A 20,933-nucleotide genomic window follows, 5' to 3' on the forward strand; every position below is an offset into this window, starting at 1 on the left:
GCTTCGGTTCGCTGTTTCCGCCACTGGCGGCGCTCACCTTTGCAGCATCCAGTATTATCTGCGCTTTTGGCTTAGCATCTGCCGTACCTCGCTCGCCGTATCGGCACTTAGAATTATGCGGTTTTGCCCTAAAAACCGGGGTGGCGCTTGCCCGCTGCCCCGCGCTTATAATAAGGTAGTTTGTCTATGCTTCTTACCCCTGAATATATTTTCCGTGCCATTGAGGCCATCACGCCGGAGTTCCTGCGCCAGCACGGTATCACCGCCCTGGTGCTGGATGTGGATAATACCTTGACGGGGGATGGCAGCCAGCAGCTGGATGCCACCGTGCAGCAATGGCTGGATACTATGCGTGCCGCGGGTGTGCGGTTGACGATTGTTTCCAACAATACCGCCGCCCGCGTGCGCCCCTTTGCGGACCGTGTGGGCCTGGCTTGGGTGCCGCTGGCCTGCAAGCCGCTGCCGGTCGGCCTGGCCGTTGCCCGCCGCCGCCTTGGCGTTCGCAAAAATCAGATGGCCATGGTGGGCGACCAGATCTTTACGGACCGCCTTGCCGCGGGGCTGTACGGCATCCCCTGCCTGTATACCATGCCGCGTGGGGGCGACCACCAGCGCGGTGTGCAGTTCAAGCGCAGGTTTGAACCCTACTGGCTGGACCGGTATTACCAAAAAGGGGGCCGCCTGTATGAGTGAAGCACCGCGCTTTGGCACGGCTGGGCTTTCGGACAGCTACCGTGTCCGCAGCTTTGACCCGCAGGCCATGGCGGAGTATACGGCTTCCTTTGGGCTGACGGCGTTTGAATACCAGTGTGGGCGCGGTGTGCGCCTGGGGCTGGATAAAGCCGCCGCCTTAAAAGAAGCGTTTGATGCAAAAGGCATCACTTTCTCGGTCCATGCGCCGTACTACATCAGCATGAGCAGCCTGGAGGAGGACAAGCGGCTGAACAGCGTGAACTACCTGCTGCAAAGCTGCGCACTGGTCAAGGCACTGGGTGGCCGCAGGGTCATCTTCCATGCGGGCAGCTGCGGCAAGCAGAGCCGGGAAGCCGCACTGGAAAAGGCGCTGGACACCATGCGCCGCGCCGTTCAGGCCGTGGATGAAGCCGGTTATGGCGACTGTATCCTTTGCCCTGAAACGATGGGCAAGGTGAACCAGCTGGGCACGCTGGATGAAGTGCTGGCCCTTTGCAGTGTGGATGAACGCATGATTCCCTGCGTGGATTTTGGCCACCTGTATGCCCGCAGCCAGGGCACCGAGCTGAACGATGAGACCGCCCCGGCAGATTATGCCGCCATCCTGGATGCCATTGCCGCAGCCTTGCCGGGGGAGCGGGCCAAAAAGTTCCACGCGCATTTTTCCCGCATTGCCTACACCAAGGGTGGGGAAAAATGCCACCTGACTTTTGCGGATACCGAGTTTGGCCCGCCGCCTGCCCCGCTGATGCAGCTGCTGAAAACCCGTGGCCTGGCGCCCACCATTATCTGTGAATCCGCCGGAACCCAGGCCGAGGATGCGGCGGCGCTGAAAAAACTGTATGAACAAGGCTGAGAAAGCCCAAAAACAGCCAACAAAAGCCGAAAAAAACCAAAATATCACCCGAAAATCCCGCTAACCTCTTGCAATACTGGCGCTTTTCGGGTAAAATACTTACAGGTATGACAATGCAATGGCATTGCTTGAGGGGCGGCGGGGCCGCTTTTTCAAACAGGCCCGATACTAAAATTATGGAGGAGTTCCTATATGATCTCTGCAGGCGAATTTCGTAACGGTGTAACTTTTGAGCAGGACGGCCAGGTCCTTCAGGTCGTTGAGTTCCAGCATGTTAAGCCCGGCAAGGGCGCTGCTTTTGTGCGCACTAAGACCAAGAACGTGATTACCGGTTCCGTTGTTGAAACCAGCTACAACCCGACCGCTAAGTTCCCCCAGGCTTTCATTGAGCGCCGTGAGGTTACCTACTCTTACGAGGATGGCGACCTGTACTACTTCATGGATAATGAAACCTACGAGCAGATCCCCGTTGCCGCTGCCGATGTGCCGGAAAACTTCAAGTTCTGCAAAGAAAACGAAATCTGCAAACTGCTGTCCTACAAGGGCAAGGTTTTCAGCGTTGAAATCCCCAACTTCATCGAGCTGGAAGTTACCGAGACTGAGCCTGGCTTCAAGGGCAACACCGCTACCAACACCCTGAAGCCCGCTAAGGTTGAGACTGGTGCCGAGATCCGCGTGCCCCTGTTCATCAACGAGGGCGACAAGATCCGCATCGATACCCGCACCGGCGAGTATATGGAGCGCGTCTGATCTTAAAACAAATGGCCGGGCCGTGGTTTTTGCCGCGTCCCGGCTTTTTTGGAAAATTGCAAAAACAAACACCCTGTTTACAGTGCGTGAAGGAGGTTTTCCCTTATGGCTATGGATCTGAATGCAAAGGCCGCTTACATCCGCGGTATGATGAAAGGGATGGAGTTTGATCCCACCACCCAGGAAGGCAAGATCATTGTTGCAATGATGGACCTGCTGGAAGAGATGGCCGATGTTGTGAGCGAGCATGACGATGCCCTGGATCAGGCTTTTGACGAGCTGGACGCCATTGATGAAGATATGGATGATCTGGTGGACAGCATCTTCGGCGATGACGATGAGGACGAAGAAGAGGACGAGGATGACGACGGCGCATTTGAAACCAGCTATGAAGTCACCTGCCCCAACTGCGGTACCGTCAACATTGTGGATGAAGACACCCTGATGGACAGCGATAAGATCGTCTGCGCAGAGTGCGGCGCAGCTTTCGATGTGGAAGTTCTGCCCGACGATGCCGAGACGCCTGCCGATGCAGAAGCCGAAAGTACCGATGTGACCATCGAGTAAGCGGTTAAGTGCACAAAATAGAATAACAGATAGAAAATCACCCCTGTGGCCGGATTATTCTGGCCGCAGGGGTGATTTTTTGATTATTGAGGAAGAAAGGAATTTGCAGCGAGGTTGCAAACGCTGCCATAAACCTGTAGACGATGTGTAGGGGACGATGCTTGACCGTTCCGAAACCGTAAGACAATATATCATTATAAAATTTGTGATGCTCAATGATGTAAAAGCTCCGGCGTGGTCAGGTAGCAACGCCCTGCGGCACAGGGATGAAGTACAACAAAAAACAGCCCGGTCCAAACGGACCGGGCATTGTGGGTTCCTGTTTACTTTTTCTCGTTCTTCAGCTGATTGCGCAGCATGATATCGCCAAAGGTCAGGGCGTTGAACAAACCGCCGGCCTTGTTGGCCTGGCGCACAATGCGCGCCGGCAGAGGCTTGCTTTCATCGGTGGAAAGCAATACAATGTGAACCTTATCGGCCACGTCGGCATTGCCTTCCTTTTTGGTGGTCAGTACCTGCAGGTACACAACATAGGGGTCATGCATAGAACCATAGTAAATATCGTTGCCGCAGCGCACCAGCGGGCGGCCCTTATAGGTCAGACTGGGGGTAAAAGCCATCTCTTACAACCTTCTTTCGCTGTTGTTGTATCCGAAAAGCCGAAAATATAGCCTGTTTCTACAAACACAGCCGGATTTTGCGTTAAAAGACCTTGGAATCCACAAAGGATTCCGGCGGCTTTTGCCTTAAATCCGTCTTGCGTTTGCGAAATACGCGTCATTTTCTTTGTTTTCAGCTACACCTTAATCAATAAAAAATATTATACCATACAAGATAGGGGATTACAAATCTAATTTTTCGCGTTCGATCTTTTCTTCGTTCAAGGCAACGCGCTGGGTCAAAATGCGCACCTTGCTGTCCAGCTGACTGAGCCGGATGGACATAAAAAACTGTTTGGCCAGCAGCAAAAAGATGATGACGATATAAACAAAATTGATGGGGCTCTGGAACCCAAGCAGATACGCCGCCCAGTAGGCAATGCCGGGAAAGATGGCCAAAATCAGCAGAATGCCGCTGAACAGAAGCCAGAAAATGGTATCTTCGATCTGCACCTTAGCCAAACGCACGCGGCGCAGAATATAGGTTGCGGTGATCAGGCTGCCCAACACAAGGCATATACGGATAATTGGCTGATCAAACATGGCTTACAGGCTCCTTTCCGGGTAAGGCGTTTCGGTGTCCCGCTTGCGGAACCACTGAATCAGCAAAATGGAGATGGACATTTTGACCATATATTCAATGCTGCGCCAAAAGGTCAGGTAGCTTTGACCGGCCTCGCGCTCGCCCATCGTAACTTGTACTTCGCGTACCACAGCGCCGTTTTTGATCAGGTAACTGATGGTATCCGGCTCCGGGCCATAGTTCAAATTTTGGGCAAATTCTTCCACCATGGCGCGGTTGAACAGCCGCATGCCGCTGGTGGGGTCGCAGATGGCACGGCCGGTGGTCAGCCGGATGGACCAGCTGATGATGTAGCTGCCCAGCATGCGCAGGCTTTTGGGCTTTTTTACCGTCAAAAAGCGGCTGCCAATCACGATGTCGGCCCCGCTTTCCAGCTCTTCCAGCATGGCGGCGATATATTCCGGTCGGTGCTGGCCGTCAGCATCCAGCTGCATGGCGCAGTCATACCCGTTTTCGGCGGCATAGCGCAGCCCGGTCTGGAATGCACCTGCCAGCCCCAGGTTGACCGGCAGATCGATCAAGCGGAACCCATGTTCCCGGCAGATGGCCGCGGTTTTATCACGGCTGCCATCGTTGACTACAACATAGTCATACTGCGGGTAGTTCTTGACAATGCCGTTGACGACCTTGACAATATTGGCTTCCTCATTATATGCAGGAATAACAATCAGCAATTTTGACATAACAAATGTTCCTTATCCACTTGCCCGGCAAACACCGGGCAGATGTCAGCTTTGGTTTATGATCCCCATCATTTTATCAAATACGGCATCCCATGTAAAGTGCGCGTACACATTGCGGTACGCCGCCTCGGCACAGGCATGGGCGCGGGCGGGATCATCCAGCAGGGTCTGCAGCCCGGCGCGGATGGTTTCCACCGTGGTGTCCTGTGGCTGGCCGGGCAGCACAATGCCGTGGGTATCGTCCGGCAGCAGCTCCTCGGTTCCAGCGGTACGGGTGCACACGATGGGGCAGCGGCAGGCCGCGGCCTCCAGCAAGGTGGTGGGAAAGCCCTCGGCATACCGGGTGGGCAGACAGTATACATCTGCCTGCCGCAGCAGCTGGACCACCGCGTCATGCGGCAGGGCACCGGGGGTAACGGCCCCAAGGTCCGCCAGTTCCTGCTGCTGCGGACCGCTGCCAGCCGCCACCAGAACAACGCCCGGCAGCTGGGCCACGGCCTGGGCTAATAATCCGGCACCCTTTTCGGGAATCAGGCGGCCCACAAACAGCACGATCTTACGGTCGCCAAGGTTCAGCTTGGCGCGCCAGTCTGGCGCGTGGACGGCTTCCTGTTCCAAAGCAGCGGGGTCAATGGCGTTGGGCATGGTTCCTGCAGCCGTAATGCCAAAGGTGTGCAGCCAGCGGCAGGCAGCGGCGGAAACGCCATAGAACGGCGCGCCGGTGCCGCGCACCAGGCGGCAGGCAACCTGCTCATACAGCCGCCCGCAGGCCCCCAGCAGGCCGCTGCCCATCGGCATGTATCCGGTGGAATGGTCAATGACCAGCATGGGGATACCGCGGCGCTTGGCCGCGCGGGCAGCCCAGACGCTTTGGGTGTACATGCGGGTCTGCACCACGCAGAAATCGAGCTTTTGCGCCCAGATTTGCGCGGTCAGCGCGTCAAAGCGCGCCCCCGGCTTGATGACAGGAAAGCGCCCGTTCATGACAGGCCAGACGGGCAGGCGGTAAATTTCAATGCCATGCCCGTCAATTTCGTGCTCCGGCAGGTTGGGCAGAGCACTGGTAACCACAATGGCGCGGTGCCCGGCGGCAACAGTGCGGCGGGCGAGGTTCCAGGTGTAGCGCTCCACACCACCCACCGTGGGCAGGTACTGCGCAGAAAAATAACAAATCGTCATCGGGCAATCACCGCAAGCATGGCGTTCAGCAATACCCCGGCGTTGACTACGCACAGGCAGCAGACCAGGGTACAGGCGGACGGTTTGCCGCTGGCAACCTGGACCCGGCGGGGCAGGCAGGTAAGCAGGAACAACGGCAGCACGGGCAGAAGATACCGCCCCTGGAAGCCGTAAACGGTCTGGTAATAGGTCGGGGTCCACACAAGGCAGCCGGCAAAGGCCAACGCGGCGCACAGCAGCGCGGCCAGCGCACACCACACCCGGTAGCGCCCCTGGGGCAGCCCCGGTACGGGAACATCCTGCGCCGGAACGGCGGCATACCACAGCAGCAGGTAGAGCGTCAACACCCAGAACCAGGCCAGGTCCAGCGAGCTGTAGCTTAAGCTGCCGCCCACAAGGCCGCGCACCCAGTTGTCAGCATCCTGCACCACGCTGCGTACCAGCAGCATAGCCACGGCGGGCAGATTGTGCAGAATGTAACCGGGGGTAAAGGTGGTCTGGTCTTCCTCACTGGGGGTGCTCTGGCTGTCCCGCACGGTACGGACAGCATCGATCTCTTTGATCAGCACATTGCGGTCCAACGGGTAGCGGTCATCCTCCACGCCGGGGTAGATCTGGCAGGCGGAAAGCAACTCTGCACATTCATCACTGCTGAACATGGACTTGAAAAAGTCTCGGCGGTCAGCAGTGGCCAGCCGTTCCCGGCACATTTCGGCGTCGGTGGTCATCAGGTCGCGGTCCAGGTAAACCAGGGAAGCCGCACTCATGAATTCATCATCGGTCAGGCTGGAATGCTCCACTTCCTCCGGGCTGAAGAAAAAGCTCTGGCCCAGAACGGCGGCGGTCACATCGCCCTCCTGCAAGGCCTGCACCCAGAACTCCAGCTCCTTCTGCGGGATCTCGGTCACGCCCTCCACGCAGTAATACAGGCGGCGCACAAAGTTGGAAGCCGTGTTTTCGCGGTACTCGGCAGGCATGTTGGCAAACCGGTTGGAGGTTTTGCCGTCACCCGCGGCAGGGGCGGCATGCAGGGTACGATTGTCAGCTGCCTCTGTTGCTGTATAAGAAACCGCGGCAGCCGGGGTAGAACCCTGTGCGGAGGTGGTTTCCGTCTGGGTAGTCTGATTTTCAAACCCGGCAGAACCGGCCACCGAGGTGACCAGCACAGCGCGGTTGATGCTGAGCGCCAGCAGCACGCATCCGGCCAGATAAGCGGCTTTTTTGGTTGCGGCGCTCTGGCCAAAGCGGCTGTTGGGAATCAGCAGGAACAACGCTGCCAGCGGCAGGTAAACCAGTTTGGCCGGTGCCAGCAGGATGCCGAACACCGCCAGCGGCAGCCACAGCCGCACCGGCAGCACCGTGCCGTCCTTGCAGCCAAAAATCGCCTGCATACACAGCGCAGTAAAGGCAAACGCCAGCCCCAGCAGCAGGGAATCCCGGCTGAAAGAAGCCGCCAGATGCAGCGTCATGGGCAGCAGGGCCGCCGCAGCGAATACCCGCCTGCCAAACGGCGCGGCTTTAACGGCCAGCGCCGCTAACAAAGCGAACACAATTAAATTTGCTGTGCGCCCCAGCATCAGCGCCGGAACAAAGCCAAAGTGAAAAACATATGCCAGGAACACCGCTGCCGCGCTGAATAGATACAGCGTGGGATTGCGGTCGGTCTGCAGTTCTTCCAGCGCAGTGTGGCTGTCAAAACTGTCAGGGGTGGTGGTGAACAGATTTTCGCTCAGTTCCTGCCAGCTGAACACGGTGGTCTTTTCGTTTTGCAGCAGGGGGTCAAAGTCGTGCTCGCGGCGGTAGGTCATATCCAGCGGCACATTGCCCATCCGCCATTCATCCGGCGAGAGCATGTTGGCCCATTTGCAGGCTAAAGTAAAGGACTGGTTGATGTGGTATTTTTCGTCCGGCGCGGCATAGGGCGGCAGCACAAAGCTGTACAGCATGCCAAAGCAGAGCACCAGCACAAACACCAGCCGGTGCAGCGGCATGCGGCCCCGCATGGCAAAATAAATGCCAAGGAACACCACAACGCTGGCCAGCAGCCCGACCAGCAAAAAGAACCGGGTCAAAAATCCACCGATCTGTTTGTAAGTCACCAGCAGCGCCAGCGTGCCGTCTACGGCTTCGCCGTTTACGGTAAAGGTATCGTTCCACAGCACAGCGCCGTTGCTGCAGCCCACGGTCAACCGGCCGGAACCGGTATACTCCGGTTTCAGGGTCACGCGGTAGCGGCGGCCTGCGCTGCCGGTCACGGGGGTATCCAGCCCCATGCCGGTGTACTGCCCGGCCACAATGTTCGCCATATCGCCGGTGGAGCGGGCCAGCACCTCGCCGGTGTCGGCATCGGCAAGTTCCAGGTGCAGCTCACCGGTGGGTTGGCCGTTGCTGGTGCCAAACACAAAGGCCATGGCCAGCAGGTCATTGTCGGTATCAAAGGTCTGGGCAGCGCCGTTGGCTTCGTCCAGCTCGGCGCTGTACTGGCTGTAATCATCGCTGATGCGCTCCGACAGGCTCTTGTCATTGTTGGGGCGCACCGCGGCCAACCAAACCAGCACCACGGTCAGCAGGCAGGCAGCAACGGCGCACAAGGCGGTGCCCAGCGGGCTTTTCAGAAAATCCTTTATTTTGCTCATACGGGCTCCTCCCGGTTTTGGTGGTTCAGCGTTCAGGGGGTGTCCAAAACAAACACCGGAATATTTAACGTTTCAGCCGCACCCATCAAATCTTTGCGCCAAAGGCTTTTTTAACGGCGGCAGGCAGGCGGCCGTCCCGCAGCAGGATCTCTTCCACCGTGCCGCGCACAGCGCCCTCGCCGCCTTTTTGGCGGCAGATGAAATCCGCCCGCCCCAGCACAGGGCCGGCAGCATCGGCCGGGCAGGCCACAAAGCCGCACAGAGCCATGGCGGTCAAATCGTTCAGGTCATCGCCGCAATAGGCAACATCCTGCTTGGTCAGGCTGTGCTCAGCCATAAAACTGCTCAAAAAGGCGGCTTTGTCGTGTACGTTCTGGAACAGATAGTCAATGTGCAGGTCCTGGGCACGGCGGCGCACGGCTTCACATTCGCGCCCGGTGCAGATCATAACCTGCATCCCTGCCGCGCGGGCCAGCACGATCCCGGCCCCATCCTTGATGGCAAACTTTTTCAGCTCGTTGCCGGTGGAATCATAGTACACGCCGCCGTCTGTCATGGTGCCGTCTACATCCAGAACCAAAAGTCGAATCATGGGCAAACCTCGTTATTTTGCGTATTCGCTGGGGGTGATAAAGGTCACATCCAGCCCGCAGGCTTTAATGGCACCTGCCATGGCGGTGTTGAACGCAGCTCCGCGCCCGGTGTGAGCGTGCAGCAGGCTGTCGGCATAGGCGGGGGTACCGGGCTTGTAGCCATCGGCCCCGGCCAGCAGCACGGCCTTGGCACCGCACAGCCGCAGCAGCCGCAGCAGCATCAGTACACTGTTGCTGCCAAGGGATGCATTCTGCACATCCGGGGCCGCCAGCCGGTCATAATTGACCGCCAGCGCCCCCTGCGGCAGCGGCCGCAGGTTGGAGGTGAGCACAACAGGGCAGGGCAGGGCAGCAAGGTCCAGCTTTTCAAACCGCTTGCTGTTGGTAAAAAATGCATAATCCGGCTGGCAGAATTCCGGGCAGAAATTGGCCGAAACAATGCAGTCCGCCTTGGCGGCGGCCACAGCGCTGCGCCCAGCTTCCTCCGCCAGGCTGGCACCGGGGGCCAGCACCAGCACGGTCTTGCCGCCAAACGCGGTGCGCAGGGTATCCAGCGCGGCGGTGTCGTCAATGGCGCGGTTCTGGTATTCGCGGTACAGGCGGTCGGCATAGTCTTTATCGTATGCGGTGGCCTTGCTGCGGTCAAAACCGGCCAGAATATGGTTGATGTCCCGGTTGGTCAAATCGCCTTTGTCCAGATAATGCTCAGCGTAATCGCGGTGCAGGTTGTACCGTGCGCTCAGAAAGTAAGCCGGGGTGTAACCCCAGGCTGTCTCGCCTTTCAGCGGGGCGATATGGTCCTGGATGGCGTCCATCATCTCGTCAATGTCATAATGGCAGCCAAGGGTCTCGTTCATATAGTCGGCAATCAGCTCAATGGGCAGGTTGCCGGGAATGCGCCCCATGCCCATCAGGCTGCCGTCCACAGTGGTATCGCGGCCCAGGTGCTTGTCCAGAAATTCCTGCGCCAGGCAGAAAGAGAGCGCCATGTTCTCATGCAGGTGCAGCCCCACGCGGATATCCGGGGCCAGGTTGTGGTCCACCAGGCTGACGATGCGCTCTAAGTCACGCCGCCGCATGCTGCCGAAGGTATCCACAATGGAGAACTGGTACGGGTGAATCTCGTTTACCTGGTCTAAAATCCACAGCAAGTCTTTGTCGGCATAGCCCATAATGTTGATGGGGTTGATGGACAGCTTGTACCCGCGGGCCTTGACTTCGCGGGCAAAATCCATGCCTTCGCGGATATCGTAATCGTGGGCGGTAATGCGCAGCATCTCAATGCCGTGCCCCTCATAAGGGGACAGCTTGGCAATATCATAATTGGAGCGCATGGCCATGCCGCTGTACATGGTGCTGCCGGTGTGGGCAGGCAGCAGTCTGTTCAGCTCTTCAATGGTGTTGCAGACGGTCACATCGGGGTTGTAGCCATCCACATTGCGCAGAAAGCCCACTTCCACAATGTCAGTCCCGGCACGGGTCAGCGAGGCGATAATATCTTTGGCTGCGGCAAAGCCCCAGTTCCAGCTGTTCACATAGCCGCCGTCACGCAGGGTGCAGTCCAACAGTTTAATATCGGGCATTTATTCTTTTCCTTTCAGGATTTCGCTCACAAGGGCAAGGTCCTTGGGGGTGTCAACGCTCACAGTCTTGTACGGGCTGACGATAGCATGTACCTTGTGGCCGTTTTCCACAAAGCGCATCATATCGTTCTCTTCGGCTTTTTCCAGAATGGACTTCGGTGTTTCGTGGTAGAACGCCAGCGCCCGGCGGGAGTACAGCTGGATGCCGGTCACCTTCTCGTATTCAAAATCCAGCGTGCCTTTGGGGTAGGGAATGGGGCTGCGGGAGATCATCAAAATTTCCCGTGCGGCGTTGGTCACGACCTTCTGGTTGGAAAAATCGATCACATCCGCGGGGTGCTCCATCCGGTTGGTCAGCACGGCAACATAATACGGGTCCTCCGGCAGGGTATCCGGCAGAATCAAATCAAACGCTTTTACGTTGATCAGCGGCTCGTCACCCATGATCTGCAGATACAGGTCGGCTTCTACCTTGGTGGAAACCTCCCAGATGCGCCCGGTGGGGGTGTCATGGTCGGGGCTGGTCATGCAGTATTCCATGCCGTAAGTGCGGCAGGCTTCGGCAATGCGCTCATCATCGGTGGCGATAAACACATCATCGAGCTTTTTGCACTTTTTGGCTTCCTGGTACACCCACCAGATCATGGGCTTGCCCAAAATATCCGCCAGCGGCTTGCCCGGCATCCGCGTGCTGGCATAACGGGCGGGAATAACGCCGATAAGTTTCATAGTAAGCAACCTCCTAAAAGAAGCATTGGCTCCCCTTTGAGGGGAGCTGTCCGCGCAGCGGACTGAGGGGTGGTTCCCTAAGAAAGAGTTATAGGGCAATACCGCATAATTCTAAGTGCCGATACGGCGAGCGAGGTGCGGCAGATGCCAAGCCAAAAGCGCAGATAATACTGGATGTCTTATCGAGCATTTTGGCAACGCAGATGCCGTGCCGCAGCTGCCGGAGCGGTGCTTAAGCCGCAAGGCGGGAATTGTGCGGTGTTGCCATAGATTGTTATGAAAATCTATTTGGATATCCGCATCAGAATTGTACGCTCAATTTCGGCTGCAACACCCTCCAAATTGAGAAGAACGTCCCGGTTGGAAAACCGCAGAACAAAAATACCAAACGCCTGCAAATAAGCAGTTCGGGCAACATCCTGCTGCTGCCCCTGCGGTTCGTAATGCTGCGAACCGTCAATTTCAACTGCCAACTGAGCAGAAGCACAATAAAAATCAAGGATATAGGGCCCAACGCTCTTTTGGCGTGTGAATTTGTAGGGGCAGGGACGCAGATATTCATACCATAATTTGCGCTCCGCATCGGTCATATTTTTGCGCAGAGAACGAACATAGGCAAGATTGTTGGAATTATGCGGCAGGCGCATAGAATGGTACGTCCCCTTCCGGCTTATCATTTAGGCGGCAGTAAGGGAGCCACCCCTCCGACCTCGCTTGCGCTCGGCCACCTCCCCTCAAAGGGGAGGCATTACCCCTGCACCAACTTTTCTGCCTCTTCCAGCCCCACAAACACCTTTTCTTCCGCGGCGGTAAAGCCGCGCAGGACCCAGCTTTGCACGGTGACGGCGCGCTGGAATTTGAAGGGCAGGCAGAAATTGAGAACCTCGCTTGGCATGGTGCGGGGCAGGATAACAGCAGTAGGAAACAGCTTGGAATAATCCGTGGTATCCCGCGGGTGGGTTTTGATAAACAGCGGTTCTGTGCAGTATTTCTTGGCAACAGCCGCAAACATGGCGTCCTGGGTGGGCTGATCCATCAGGCCGTCCAGCACAAAGCTGCGGGGCAAAAGCAGGCAGGCACCCTGCACATGCTCCGGCAGGGGAACGGCCAAAAACACCCGGCGGATGATGGCTTTTTCTTCCTCCATCAGGCTTTCCAGTAGCTGCGCTTTGGATACCGTTACCAGCTTGTCTACGCCAAAAATGCTGCACCGCGCGGCGTCTTCGCTTTCCACCGTGCGGCAGCAGGGGCTGTCGCCCCAGTAGCGGTAGGGGCCGCGGGGGTTGGTGCGCTGCTCGTCCAGCAGGTGCTGATCAGGGTCCAACGTGCCGCCAAAGGTATCTTCGCACAGGGTATAAACCCGGCGCTCCCGCTGCAGGTAGCGCCCTAAAGCGCTCCAGTCATTGCTGATGTACACATGCCCCTTGGGCAGCGTAAAATACGGCTTGCGGAACGGGTGGCGCAGGCGGTAAAAGTCGCTTTCGCTGTTCTGTGCGTCCAGCTTTTCCTCGTCCACGATCAAAACAGCGTCCCACAGATCCGGCGCGGCGTCCAGCAATTTAGCGCGCAGGGTTTCGGCTTCCGGTACACAGGTGCTCAGCACAAGGGTGGACTTGCCAGGGCGGCTGCGCAGCGCGCGCACCAGCGCGATTAACACATGATACAGCGTGTGGCAGATGAAAATATCACCCATCGTATCCATTCTCCAACACATTGACCGGCGGGAAGTGGATGCGGCCCCAGCCCGGTGCCCATTCCGGCATGGTCAAATCGCCGGAGGTTACCTCAAACGCAAACTCGGTCACTGGCTTGTCCAGGCAGACAGCCTGGGTCAGCACGCCGTCAAACACATCCACATAGAAGAAATACTGGCCTTCGCCCAGCAGGCTAGGGTCAAACTCAAACTCGGTGGTATACAGCTTGCCGGGCACGGCGGCGCCCAGGTTGACCGGGTGGGTAATGCCCACGGGGGTCGAATCCCGGAAATGCAGGTTCAGCTTTAAGTGTACCCCGGTAAACGGCTCCGAAACACGCCAGGTAATGCGCACCCGAATTTTTTCGGTGTCCGCAAACACACTGGATTCCTTGCCCACAAAGTCCAGCGTTTCCAGCCGCATCCGCTTGCCTGCGCTGGCGTTCATGCGGGAAACATCCAGCAGGTCATAGTGGACCACGTTCACATCGGTGGTTTCCATATACACGGCAATGGCCTGTTCTACATCGCCGTCAAAGATCACGCGGCCCTGGTCCAGCACCACGCAGCGGGTGCACAGTTGGCGGATGGTGCTCATGTTGTGGCTGACGTACAGGACGGTGCGGCCCTCCTGCCCGGCAACATCGCTCATTTTGCCTAGGCATTTCTGCTGGAACTTCATATCGCCCACGGCCAGCACTTCGTCCATTACCATGATCTCGCTGTCCAGGTGGGCGGCAACGGAAAACGCCAGCTTGACGAACATGCCGCTGGAATACCGCTTGACGGGGGTATCAATAAAATCTCCGCACTCCGAAAATTCAATGATCTGGTCGATCTTGGAATCGACCTCGGCGCGGGTCATGCCCAGAATAGCGCCGTTCATGTAGATGTTCTCGCGGCCGGTCATCTCGTTGTTAAAGCCGGTGCCCACTTCCAGCATGGAAGCCACCCGCCCGCGCAGCCGGATCTCGCCCTCGGTGGGGGCGGTAATGCGGGACAAAATTTTGAGCAGGGTGGATTTGCCTGCGCCGTTGCGGCCGATAATGCCCAGCGCTTCGCCTTTGTACACGGTCAGGTCCACACCGTTCAGCGCCATAAAGGTTTTGCCAAACAGACGGGCGTCCGTGCCGATCACGGTGTTGGGGTCCTCTTTGCCGCGCACACGGGCCCACCAGCTTTGCAGGTCATGCGTCAAAGTGCCGCCGCCGATCTGGCCCAGTTTGTATTGCTTTTTCAAGCCCGATACCTGAATGACGGGTACGCGCTGGTTTTGTGCATGTGTCTGGTTTTCCATCTGCGCCCCTCCTTACACGGTATCCATAAAGGTTTTTTCAATGCGGCTGAACAGCACCACGCCCAGCACAAGGGCGGCTGCGGTAACAATCAGGCTGTAGATCAGGCTGCCCACTTCCACGGTGCCGGTGCCAAGGGTGCCCATGCGGAACACCTCGATCGGTGCAGTCATCGGGTTCAAGCGCATCAGCATCTGCAGCCGGGGGGATTCCTCCAAGCTGGAAAGGGGATAGACCACAGGAGAAATGTACATCCACAGCTGCACGCCAAAGCTCACAGCAATGGCAAGGTCACGGTACTTGGTGGTCAGGGCGGAAACGATAATGCCCACGCCCAGGCCCAGCAGCATAACTTCCAGCACCACCAGCGGCACGGCAAACGCCCAGGCCGTCAGGTGTACACCGGACCCGGTCACGGCAAAGTAGACCCAGAACAGAATGTACATGACAAACTGGATAAAGAAGTTGATCAGGCTGGTCAATACCTGGCTGATGGGGGTGGTAAGCCGTGGGAAATACACCTTGCCGAACACCTGGCTGTTGGCCACAAAGGTGTTGGCCGTGCCGTTGATGCAGGAGGCAAAAAAGGTCCACACCGTATTGCCTGCCATGTAGAACAAAAAGCTCGGCGTACCGTCCGTAGAAAGCCCGGCAATGCCGCCGAACACCACGTTGAACAGCACCGTGGTGATAAGCGGGTTCAGGATGATCCACAGCGGCCCCAGGATGGTCTGCTTGTACATGACGGTAAAGTTGCGCTTGACGAACATGACAATCAGGTCACGGTAGCGCCACAGCTCTTCCAGGTCCACATCAAACCAGCCGGTGCGCGGCCGAATGATGGTGGTCCATTGCGTGTTATCCCCGGCAGGGGTCTGGTTGCGTTGCTCTGCCATAAAAAGCCCTTTCAAAAATAGATATTTCAGGGGAATCCCCGATACATACTTATAGACAATTCATTGTACCATAATCCGCAGTAAAAAACAATGTTTGCACTGTGCAGAAAGCGCTGCCAAAACAAAAACCGCCCTGCAGGCCCGGAACAGGGGATGCAGAACGGTTCAAAGAGTTTATTTTGCGGTCAGCCTGCGCCAGCCGGTGCGCAGCAATGTCCAGCAGCCAAGCAGCAGCAGGGAAAGCAGGATGTCCCACCCGATGCGGCAGGGCAGCGTGAACAGAAGGCGGTCTTTTTGCCAGATGGCACTGGTAAACACATCCATATGGTGCACAAAGAACAGCCACAGGCTGTGCCGCCCCAAAAAGCTGAGCGCCGGCCGCAAAGCGTTATTGGCGTTCAGTTCACGGCACAGATGGCAGAAGATCCAGATGCCGCATACACTGATTGAAGCGCACAAAATGTAATTGGAGTATGTGCGGGAAGCAAGTTCAATATAAATGCCCTGCTGGCAGCACCATGTCCAGGGGATCAGCATGGCAAGGAAAAGCGGGACCCGGTAACGGTCCAACAGTGCCTGATGCTGGCGGAACAGCTGCCCCAATGTGAGGTACATGACAACGACCATTGCAACATCCAGACATTGGGGAAGATACTGTACCTGCCCGATGTATGCCCCGAACAGCATGACAATGAAACTGACGGCAAAATCCCCTTTGGGGAACAAAAGCCCCAGCAGCTCCCAGATCAGCTTGCCCCAGAACAGTGCAAACAAAAACCATGGCATGCCGCAGCTGGGAATGCCGTCGGCAGGGTTACCGCTGGCCCAGAACAGGGTGATGGCATTGTAGCGGGCAATATCCCACAGGTTGGTCAGGCTTCTGTCATCAGAAATGAAAAAGTTCAGCAAAACGTTGAACACCTGCACCACACCCAGCACGGGAACGATCAGTGCAACAAAGTCCTTCCTGACCCGGCGGGCAAAACCCTGCCAGGTATCCGGGCGGCGGGCCGTATAGCCGGTCAGAAAGAAAAAGGCCGGCATGTGGAACGAAAAAATGAAATTGCGCATCAGGTTGCCGTAGGGCAGGGTGTGCCCCACAATCACCAGAATCATGCACAGACCTTTGGCGGTATCAATCCAGTCAATGCGCTGGCGCACGGCAGGGTGCGGAGCGGCGGATTGTTGAACAGCAGTCATACGGCGGTCTCCTTCGGTCTGGACATCACTGCTGCTTGGGCGGGTTCTTTTTCTGTTTGTCATTGCAGTGTTCCTGGCAGCTGGCGCAGTTGCCGGTGCAGCCGCCGTGCCAGCCCTTTTCGCTGTTGGCAATAAAACCGATGGCAACGCCGAGCAGAACAAAAATAATAACCAGAACAAGGATACTTTGAAGTGACATGGAAAAAACCTCCCTATGGGTTAAGCGAAAACAAAGTGACAGGTGAATACGCTGCCCTTATGCCAACCCCAGCAAAACCCCTACACAGTGCACGGCAAACGCCACAACCCAGGCAATGCCGCACTGCATCAGTACCACACCCAGTGCAGCCCGGCCACCGCCCAGTTCCCGCTTGACAGCGGCGATGGCTGCAACACAGGGGGTATACAACAGCGTAAAGATCAGGAAAACCAGCGCAGTAAACGGGGTGAACAGCATGTTCAGCGCGCCGGTATCGCCGCCCAGCAGGACGGTCAGGGTGGAAACAACGCTTTCCTTGGCGGTAAAGCCGGTGATCAACGCAGTGGAAATGCGCCAGTCGCCAAAGCCAAGGGGCTTGAAGATGGGGGTGATCAGGCTGCCAACCAAAGCCAGAAGGCTGGAATCCGGGGTGGCAGCAACATTCAGGCGGGTGTCGAACGTCTGTAGGAACCAGATCACGACGGTTGCAACGAAGATAATTGTAAAGGCACGCTGAATAAAATCACGGGCCTTTTCCCAAATCAGCTGGCCGACGCTTTTGGGCGAAGGCAGGCGGTAGTTGGGCAGCTCCATCACAAAGGGTACCGGTTCACCGCGGAAACAGGTCTGCTTGAGGATCAGCGAATACAGTATACCACACAAAATGCCGAAAAGATAGAGGAAAATCATGACCGGTGCACGCCATACCCGCGGGAAAAACGCGGCGGTGAACAGCGCATAAATGGGCAGCTTGGCGGAACAGCTCATGAACGGGGTCAGCAAAATCGTCATGCGGCGGTCACGCTCACTGGAAAGGGTGCGGGTTGCCATAATGGCGGGAACCGAGCAGCCGAAGCCCACCAGCATGGGCACAAAGCTGCGGCCCGAAAGCCCAATGCGGCGCAGCAGTTTGTCCATAACAAAGGCCACGCGGGCCATATAACCGGTATCTTCCAGGATGGACAAAAAGAAGAACAGGATAACGATCGTGGGCAAAAAGCTCAGCACGCTGCCCACACCGGCAAAAATGCCGTCGATCACAAGGCTGTGCACCACCGGGTTGATCTGATACGCCGTCAGGGCGCGGTCCACAACGCCGGTAAACCAGTCGATGCCAAGGGTCATCCAGTCCGAAAGGGTGGAGCCCACTACGCCAAAGGTCAGCCAGAAAACAAGCGCCATAATGCCCGCAAAACAGGGCAAGGCAGTGTATTTGCCGGTCAGGATCTGATCAATGGCAACGCTGCGCTTATGCTCCAGGCTTTCGCCCGGCTTCACCACCGTGGCGGAGCATAGCTTTTCAATAAAGGTAAAGCGCATGTCCGCAAGGGCAGCTTCGCGGTCCAGCCCGGTCACGGTTTCCATTTCAGCAATGGCGTGGCCCAGTATATCTGTTTCGTTGGGGTTCAGCTGCAGGGCTTTTTCAATCAGGGTGTCCCCCTCCACCAGCTTGGTGGCGGCAAAGCGCAGCGGCAGCCCGGCGGCAGCGGCATGGTCCTCAATCAAATGTGCGACAGAATGGATGCAGCGATGCACCGCGCCCCTGGGGTCTGCTGGGTCACTGCCTGCCGTGCAGAAGTCGATGCGGCCCGGCAGCTCCCGGTAGCGCGCCACATGGATGGCATGTTCGATCAGCTCGTCAATGCCCTCATTTTTGGCGGCAGAAATGGGAACAACCGGAATGCCCAGCATTTCTTCCAGCTGGTTTACCATGATGGTGCCGCCGTTGGCGCGCACTTCGTCCATCATGTTCAGCGCCAGCACCATGGGGGTATCCAGCTCCATCAGCTGCATGGTCAGGTACAGGTTGCGCTCAATGTTGGAAGCATCCACAATGTTGATAATGCCGGACGGGTGCTCGCTCAGGATAAAATCCCGCGTGACAATCTCCTCGTTGGAGTAAGGGGACAGGGAATAAATGCCCGGCAGGTCCGTTACGGTGGCTTCCTTGTGGTTGCGGATCACGCCGTCCTTGCGGTCCACCGTAACGCCGGGAAAGTTGCCCACATGCTGGTTGGAGCCGGTCAGCTGGTTGAACAGCGTGGTTTTGCCGCAGTTCTGATTGCCGGCCAGGGCAAAGGTCAGCGGTGCACCGGCGGCAATGGGGGCGCCGGCTTTGCGCTCGTGGTAGCTGGCGGCTTTGTCCAGCTCGCCAACGCCGGGGTGGGCTACCACCTTGTGGCGCTCTTCGCTGGGGGCGGCGCGGTCCGTTGCGTGCACGCTGTCAATTTCAATTTTCTGTGCATCGGCCAGGCGCAGGGTCAGCTCATAACCACGCAGCTCCACTTCAATGGGGTCCCCCATGGGGGCCGTTTTGCGCAGCGTTACCTCGGTGCCGGGGGTCAGCCCCATATCCAGCAGGTGGTGGCGCAGCTCGCCCTCACCGCCTACCACGCGGATGATTGCATCCTGCCCAATGTGCAGGTCACCTAATGTCAGCATATTGATTCCTCTTTTTTGTACGGCAAGGTAATGCAAGCCGGTTTATTTCGACTGAAAGGCATGAATTTCGCTCATGAACGCGTAAAGTTTACCACGTTTAACTTGCGGCGTCAATATATCAGGAAAAACTGTGAAATGCAGGCTTGAAAAATGCACAATTTCTGGTGGGGCGGGCAGCCATCTTGCCGCAAAATGCTGAATTCGATATTTATACATTGACTTTGAATATTTATGTATTATACTAGAATTTATCCTGATGCAGCTCCGGAAAGAGGGAAAGTTCCGCCGCTGCGCTAGGGTGTATCTGAAAAGTCGAAAGTATCGTCTATTTCTACAAACGCAGCCGGATTTTGCGTTAAAAAGCCTTGGGCAATACCGCATAATTCTAAGTGCCGATACGGCGAGCGAGGTGCGGCAGCTGCTAAGCCAAAAGCGCAGATAATACTGGATGCTGCAAAGGTGAGCGCCGCCAGTGGCGGAAACAGCGAACCGAAGCAGGGGCAGCGGTCGCAGAGTGCGAGGGGCTTTTGCCCCCGAAGCACGATGCGGGTATCGCAACCCGACATTATCGAGCATTTTGGCAACGCAGATGCTGTGCCGCAGCCGCCGAAGCGGTGCTTAAGCCGTAAGGCGGGAATTGTGCGGTGTTGCCCTTGGAATCCAGAAAGGATTCCTGCGGCTCTTTGCCTTACATCCTGCCTGTGTTTGCGAAATGTCCGTCATTTTCCTTGTTTTCAGATACGCCTTGAAAATCAGAGAACCATGAACAAAGAAGGTATATTGTAATGAAAAAAGCATTGTCTTTGATGACTGCCGCTGCCTTGGTCCTGAGCCTGGCTGCCTGCGGTTCCACCGCTTCTTCTGCTGCATCTTCCGAAGCCGCTTCCAGCGATGCTGCATCTTCCGAGACTGCTTCCTCTGAAGCAGCCAGCGAGACTGAAACTGCTGAGCTGTCCACCGTTGAGCCGGGCAAGCTGATCATGTCCACCAACGCAGCCTTCCCCCCGTACGAGATGACCACCGATTCCGGCGAATTTGAGGGCATCGACATTGAGACCGCACAGGCTATTGCTGACAAGCTGGGCCTGGAGCTGCAGATCGATGATATGGACTTTGACGCTGCACTGCTGGCTGTACAGCAGGGCAAGTCCGATATGGTTATGGCTGGCGTTACCGTTACCGACGAGCGCCAGAACGTGATGGACTTCACCGATTCTTACGCAACCGGCATCCAGTCCATCATCGTCAAGGAAGATTCCGATATTGCCAGCGTGGATGACCTGGCTGGCAAGAAAATCGGCACCCAGCGCGGTACCACCGGCTACCTGTACTGCTCTGACGACTTTGGCGATGAGAACGTTGTTGCTTACGACGACGGCCTGACTGCCGTGCAGATGCTGAACAACGGCCAGGTTGACTGCGTTGTTATTGATAACGCTCCCGCTAAGGAATTTATTGCTGCCAACCCCGGCCTGAAGCTGCTGGACACCGCTTACGTGGAAGAAAGCTACGCAATCGGCATTGGTAAGGGCAACACCGAACTGAAGGATGCCATCAACACCGCTCTGGAAGAGCTGAAGGCCGACGGCACCCTGCAGGCTATCGTGGACAAGTACATCACTGCTGAATAAAGCAGCTTTTTCACAAGTGCCACAGGGAGGTGGCCCACAGGGGCGCCTCCCTTTTGTTGGCAAGAC

At 57.0% G+C, this 20,933-nt stretch carries 20 protein-coding genes; 5 read left to right on the plus strand and 15 right to left on the minus strand.

Annotation, left to right across the window (positions count from 1 at the left end; translation table 11 throughout):
- Positions 1 to 186: 186 nt before the first annotated feature.
- The 4 genes from C4885_RS09410 (at position 187) to C4885_RS09425 (ending at position 2,866) form a co-directional block, all read left to right on the plus strand.
- Complete coding sequence (locus C4885_RS09410) at positions 187 to 693, plus strand: YqeG family HAD IIIA-type phosphatase (protein ID WP_114000087.1); 507 nt, start codon at positions 187 to 189, stop codon at positions 691 to 693.
- Positions 686 to 1,549 (plus strand): TIM barrel protein, encoded by an 864-nt coding sequence (locus C4885_RS09415; protein ID WP_114000088.1) that lies wholly within the window; start codon positions 686 to 688, stop codon positions 1,547 to 1,549. Before C4885_RS09410 ends, C4885_RS09415 begins: the two co-directional genes overlap by 8 nt.
- A gap of 192 nt (positions 1,550 to 1,741) precedes the next feature.
- On the plus strand, positions 1,742 to 2,299 hold the full coding sequence (gene efp / locus C4885_RS09420) for an elongation factor P (RefSeq protein ID WP_114000089.1): 558 nt from the start codon (positions 1,742 to 1,744) through the stop codon (positions 2,297 to 2,299).
- A 105-nt stretch (positions 2,300 to 2,404) separates the two neighbouring features.
- Positions 2,405 to 2,866, plus strand: a complete 462-nt coding sequence (locus tag C4885_RS09425) for a CD1247 N-terminal domain-containing protein (protein ID WP_114000090.1) — start codon at positions 2,405 to 2,407, stop codon at positions 2,864 to 2,866.
- 323 nt (positions 2,867 to 3,189) lie between these two features.
- Here the strand turns inward: C4885_RS09425 and C4885_RS09430 are convergent, their stop codons facing one another.
- From C4885_RS09430 to feoB, 15 genes are all read right to left on the minus strand, one after another.
- A complete protein-coding gene (locus C4885_RS09430; RefSeq protein WP_114000091.1) occupies positions 3,190 to 3,486 on the minus strand; it encodes a hypothetical protein in 297 nt (98 codons plus the stop codon).
- A 222-nt stretch (positions 3,487 to 3,708) separates the two neighbouring features.
- Positions 3,709 to 4,068, minus strand: coding sequence for a DUF2304 domain-containing protein (locus tag C4885_RS09435; RefSeq protein ID WP_114000092.1), 360 nt, complete (start codon positions 4,066 to 4,068; stop codon positions 3,709 to 3,711).
- A gap of 3 nt (positions 4,069 to 4,071) precedes the next feature.
- The gene (locus tag C4885_RS09440; protein WP_114000093.1) at positions 4,072 to 4,791 is read right to left on the minus strand and encodes a glycosyltransferase family 2 protein; all 720 of its coding nucleotides are present in this window, start codon (positions 4,789 to 4,791) and stop codon (positions 4,072 to 4,074) included.
- Positions 4,792 to 4,836: 45 nt separating this feature from the next.
- The gene (locus C4885_RS09445; RefSeq protein ID WP_114000094.1) at positions 4,837 to 5,970 is read right to left on the minus strand and encodes a glycosyltransferase family 4 protein; all 1,134 of its coding nucleotides are present in this window, start codon (positions 5,968 to 5,970) and stop codon (positions 4,837 to 4,839) included.
- Entirely contained in the window at positions 5,967 to 8,606 is a 2,640-nt protein-coding gene (locus C4885_RS09450; RefSeq protein WP_114000095.1) for a DUF2142 domain-containing protein, read from the minus strand. The genes C4885_RS09445 and C4885_RS09450 overlap by 4 nt, the downstream gene beginning before the upstream one ends.
- An 85-nt stretch (positions 8,607 to 8,691) precedes the next feature.
- Positions 8,692 to 9,198, minus strand: coding sequence for an HAD family hydrolase (locus tag C4885_RS09455; RefSeq protein WP_114000096.1), 507 nt, complete (start codon positions 9,196 to 9,198; stop codon positions 8,692 to 8,694).
- Positions 9,199 to 9,210: 12 nt separating this feature from the next.
- A complete protein-coding gene (locus C4885_RS09460) occupies positions 9,211 to 10,782 on the minus strand; it encodes an aldolase catalytic domain-containing protein (RefSeq protein ID WP_114000097.1) in 1,572 nt (523 codons plus the stop codon).
- The gene (locus C4885_RS09465; protein WP_114000098.1) at positions 10,783 to 11,511 is read right to left on the minus strand and encodes a 3-deoxy-manno-octulosonate cytidylyltransferase; all 729 of its coding nucleotides are present in this window, start codon (positions 11,509 to 11,511) and stop codon (positions 10,783 to 10,785) included.
- A 284-nt stretch (positions 11,512 to 11,795) separates the two neighbouring features.
- Complete coding sequence (locus C4885_RS09470; RefSeq protein WP_114000099.1) at positions 11,796 to 12,158, minus strand: endonuclease domain-containing protein; 363 nt, start codon at positions 12,156 to 12,158, stop codon at positions 11,796 to 11,798.
- Positions 12,159 to 12,259: 101 nt separating this feature from the next.
- A complete protein-coding gene (locus C4885_RS09475; RefSeq protein WP_114000100.1) occupies positions 12,260 to 13,204 on the minus strand; it encodes a hypothetical protein in 945 nt (314 codons plus the stop codon).
- Positions 13,197 to 14,501 carry a polysaccharide ABC transporter ATP-binding protein gene (locus C4885_RS09480; RefSeq protein ID WP_114000101.1) on the minus strand — a complete coding sequence of 435 codons (1,305 nt, stop codon included), beginning with the start codon at positions 14,499 to 14,501 and terminating at the stop codon, positions 13,197 to 13,199. Before C4885_RS09480 ends, C4885_RS09475 begins: the two co-directional genes overlap by 8 nt.
- Positions 14,502 to 14,513: 12 nt before the next feature.
- A complete protein-coding gene (locus C4885_RS09485) occupies positions 14,514 to 15,395 on the minus strand; it encodes an ABC transporter permease (RefSeq protein ID WP_114000102.1) in 882 nt (293 codons plus the stop codon).
- Positions 15,396 to 15,569: 174 nt separating this feature from the next.
- Positions 15,570 to 16,595, minus strand: coding sequence for an acyltransferase family protein (locus C4885_RS09490; RefSeq protein ID WP_158538859.1), 1,026 nt, complete (start codon positions 16,593 to 16,595; stop codon positions 15,570 to 15,572).
- A 25-nt stretch (positions 16,596 to 16,620) separates the two neighbouring features.
- Positions 16,621 to 16,794, minus strand: a complete 174-nt coding sequence (locus C4885_RS09495) for a FeoB-associated Cys-rich membrane protein (RefSeq protein ID WP_114000104.1) — start codon at positions 16,792 to 16,794, stop codon at positions 16,621 to 16,623.
- Positions 16,795 to 16,851: 57 nt separating this feature from the next.
- Positions 16,852 to 19,233, minus strand: a complete 2,382-nt coding sequence (feoB, locus tag C4885_RS09500; RefSeq protein WP_114000111.1) for a ferrous iron transport protein B — start codon at positions 19,231 to 19,233, stop codon at positions 16,852 to 16,854.
- A gap of 788 nt (positions 19,234 to 20,021) precedes the next feature.
- On the opposite strand from feoB, the gene C4885_RS09505 reads away from it, so the two are divergent.
- On the plus strand, positions 20,022 to 20,867 hold the full coding sequence (locus tag C4885_RS09505; RefSeq protein ID WP_114000105.1) for an ABC transporter substrate-binding protein: 846 nt from the start codon (positions 20,022 to 20,024) through the stop codon (positions 20,865 to 20,867).
- The last annotated feature ends 66 nt before the right edge of the window (positions 20,868 to 20,933 follow it).

This window comes from Subdoligranulum sp. APC924/74 (assembly GCF_003324125.1).
In the GTDB taxonomy this organism is placed as follows: Bacteria; Bacillota; Clostridia; order Oscillospirales; family Ruminococcaceae; genus Gemmiger; species Gemmiger qucibialis.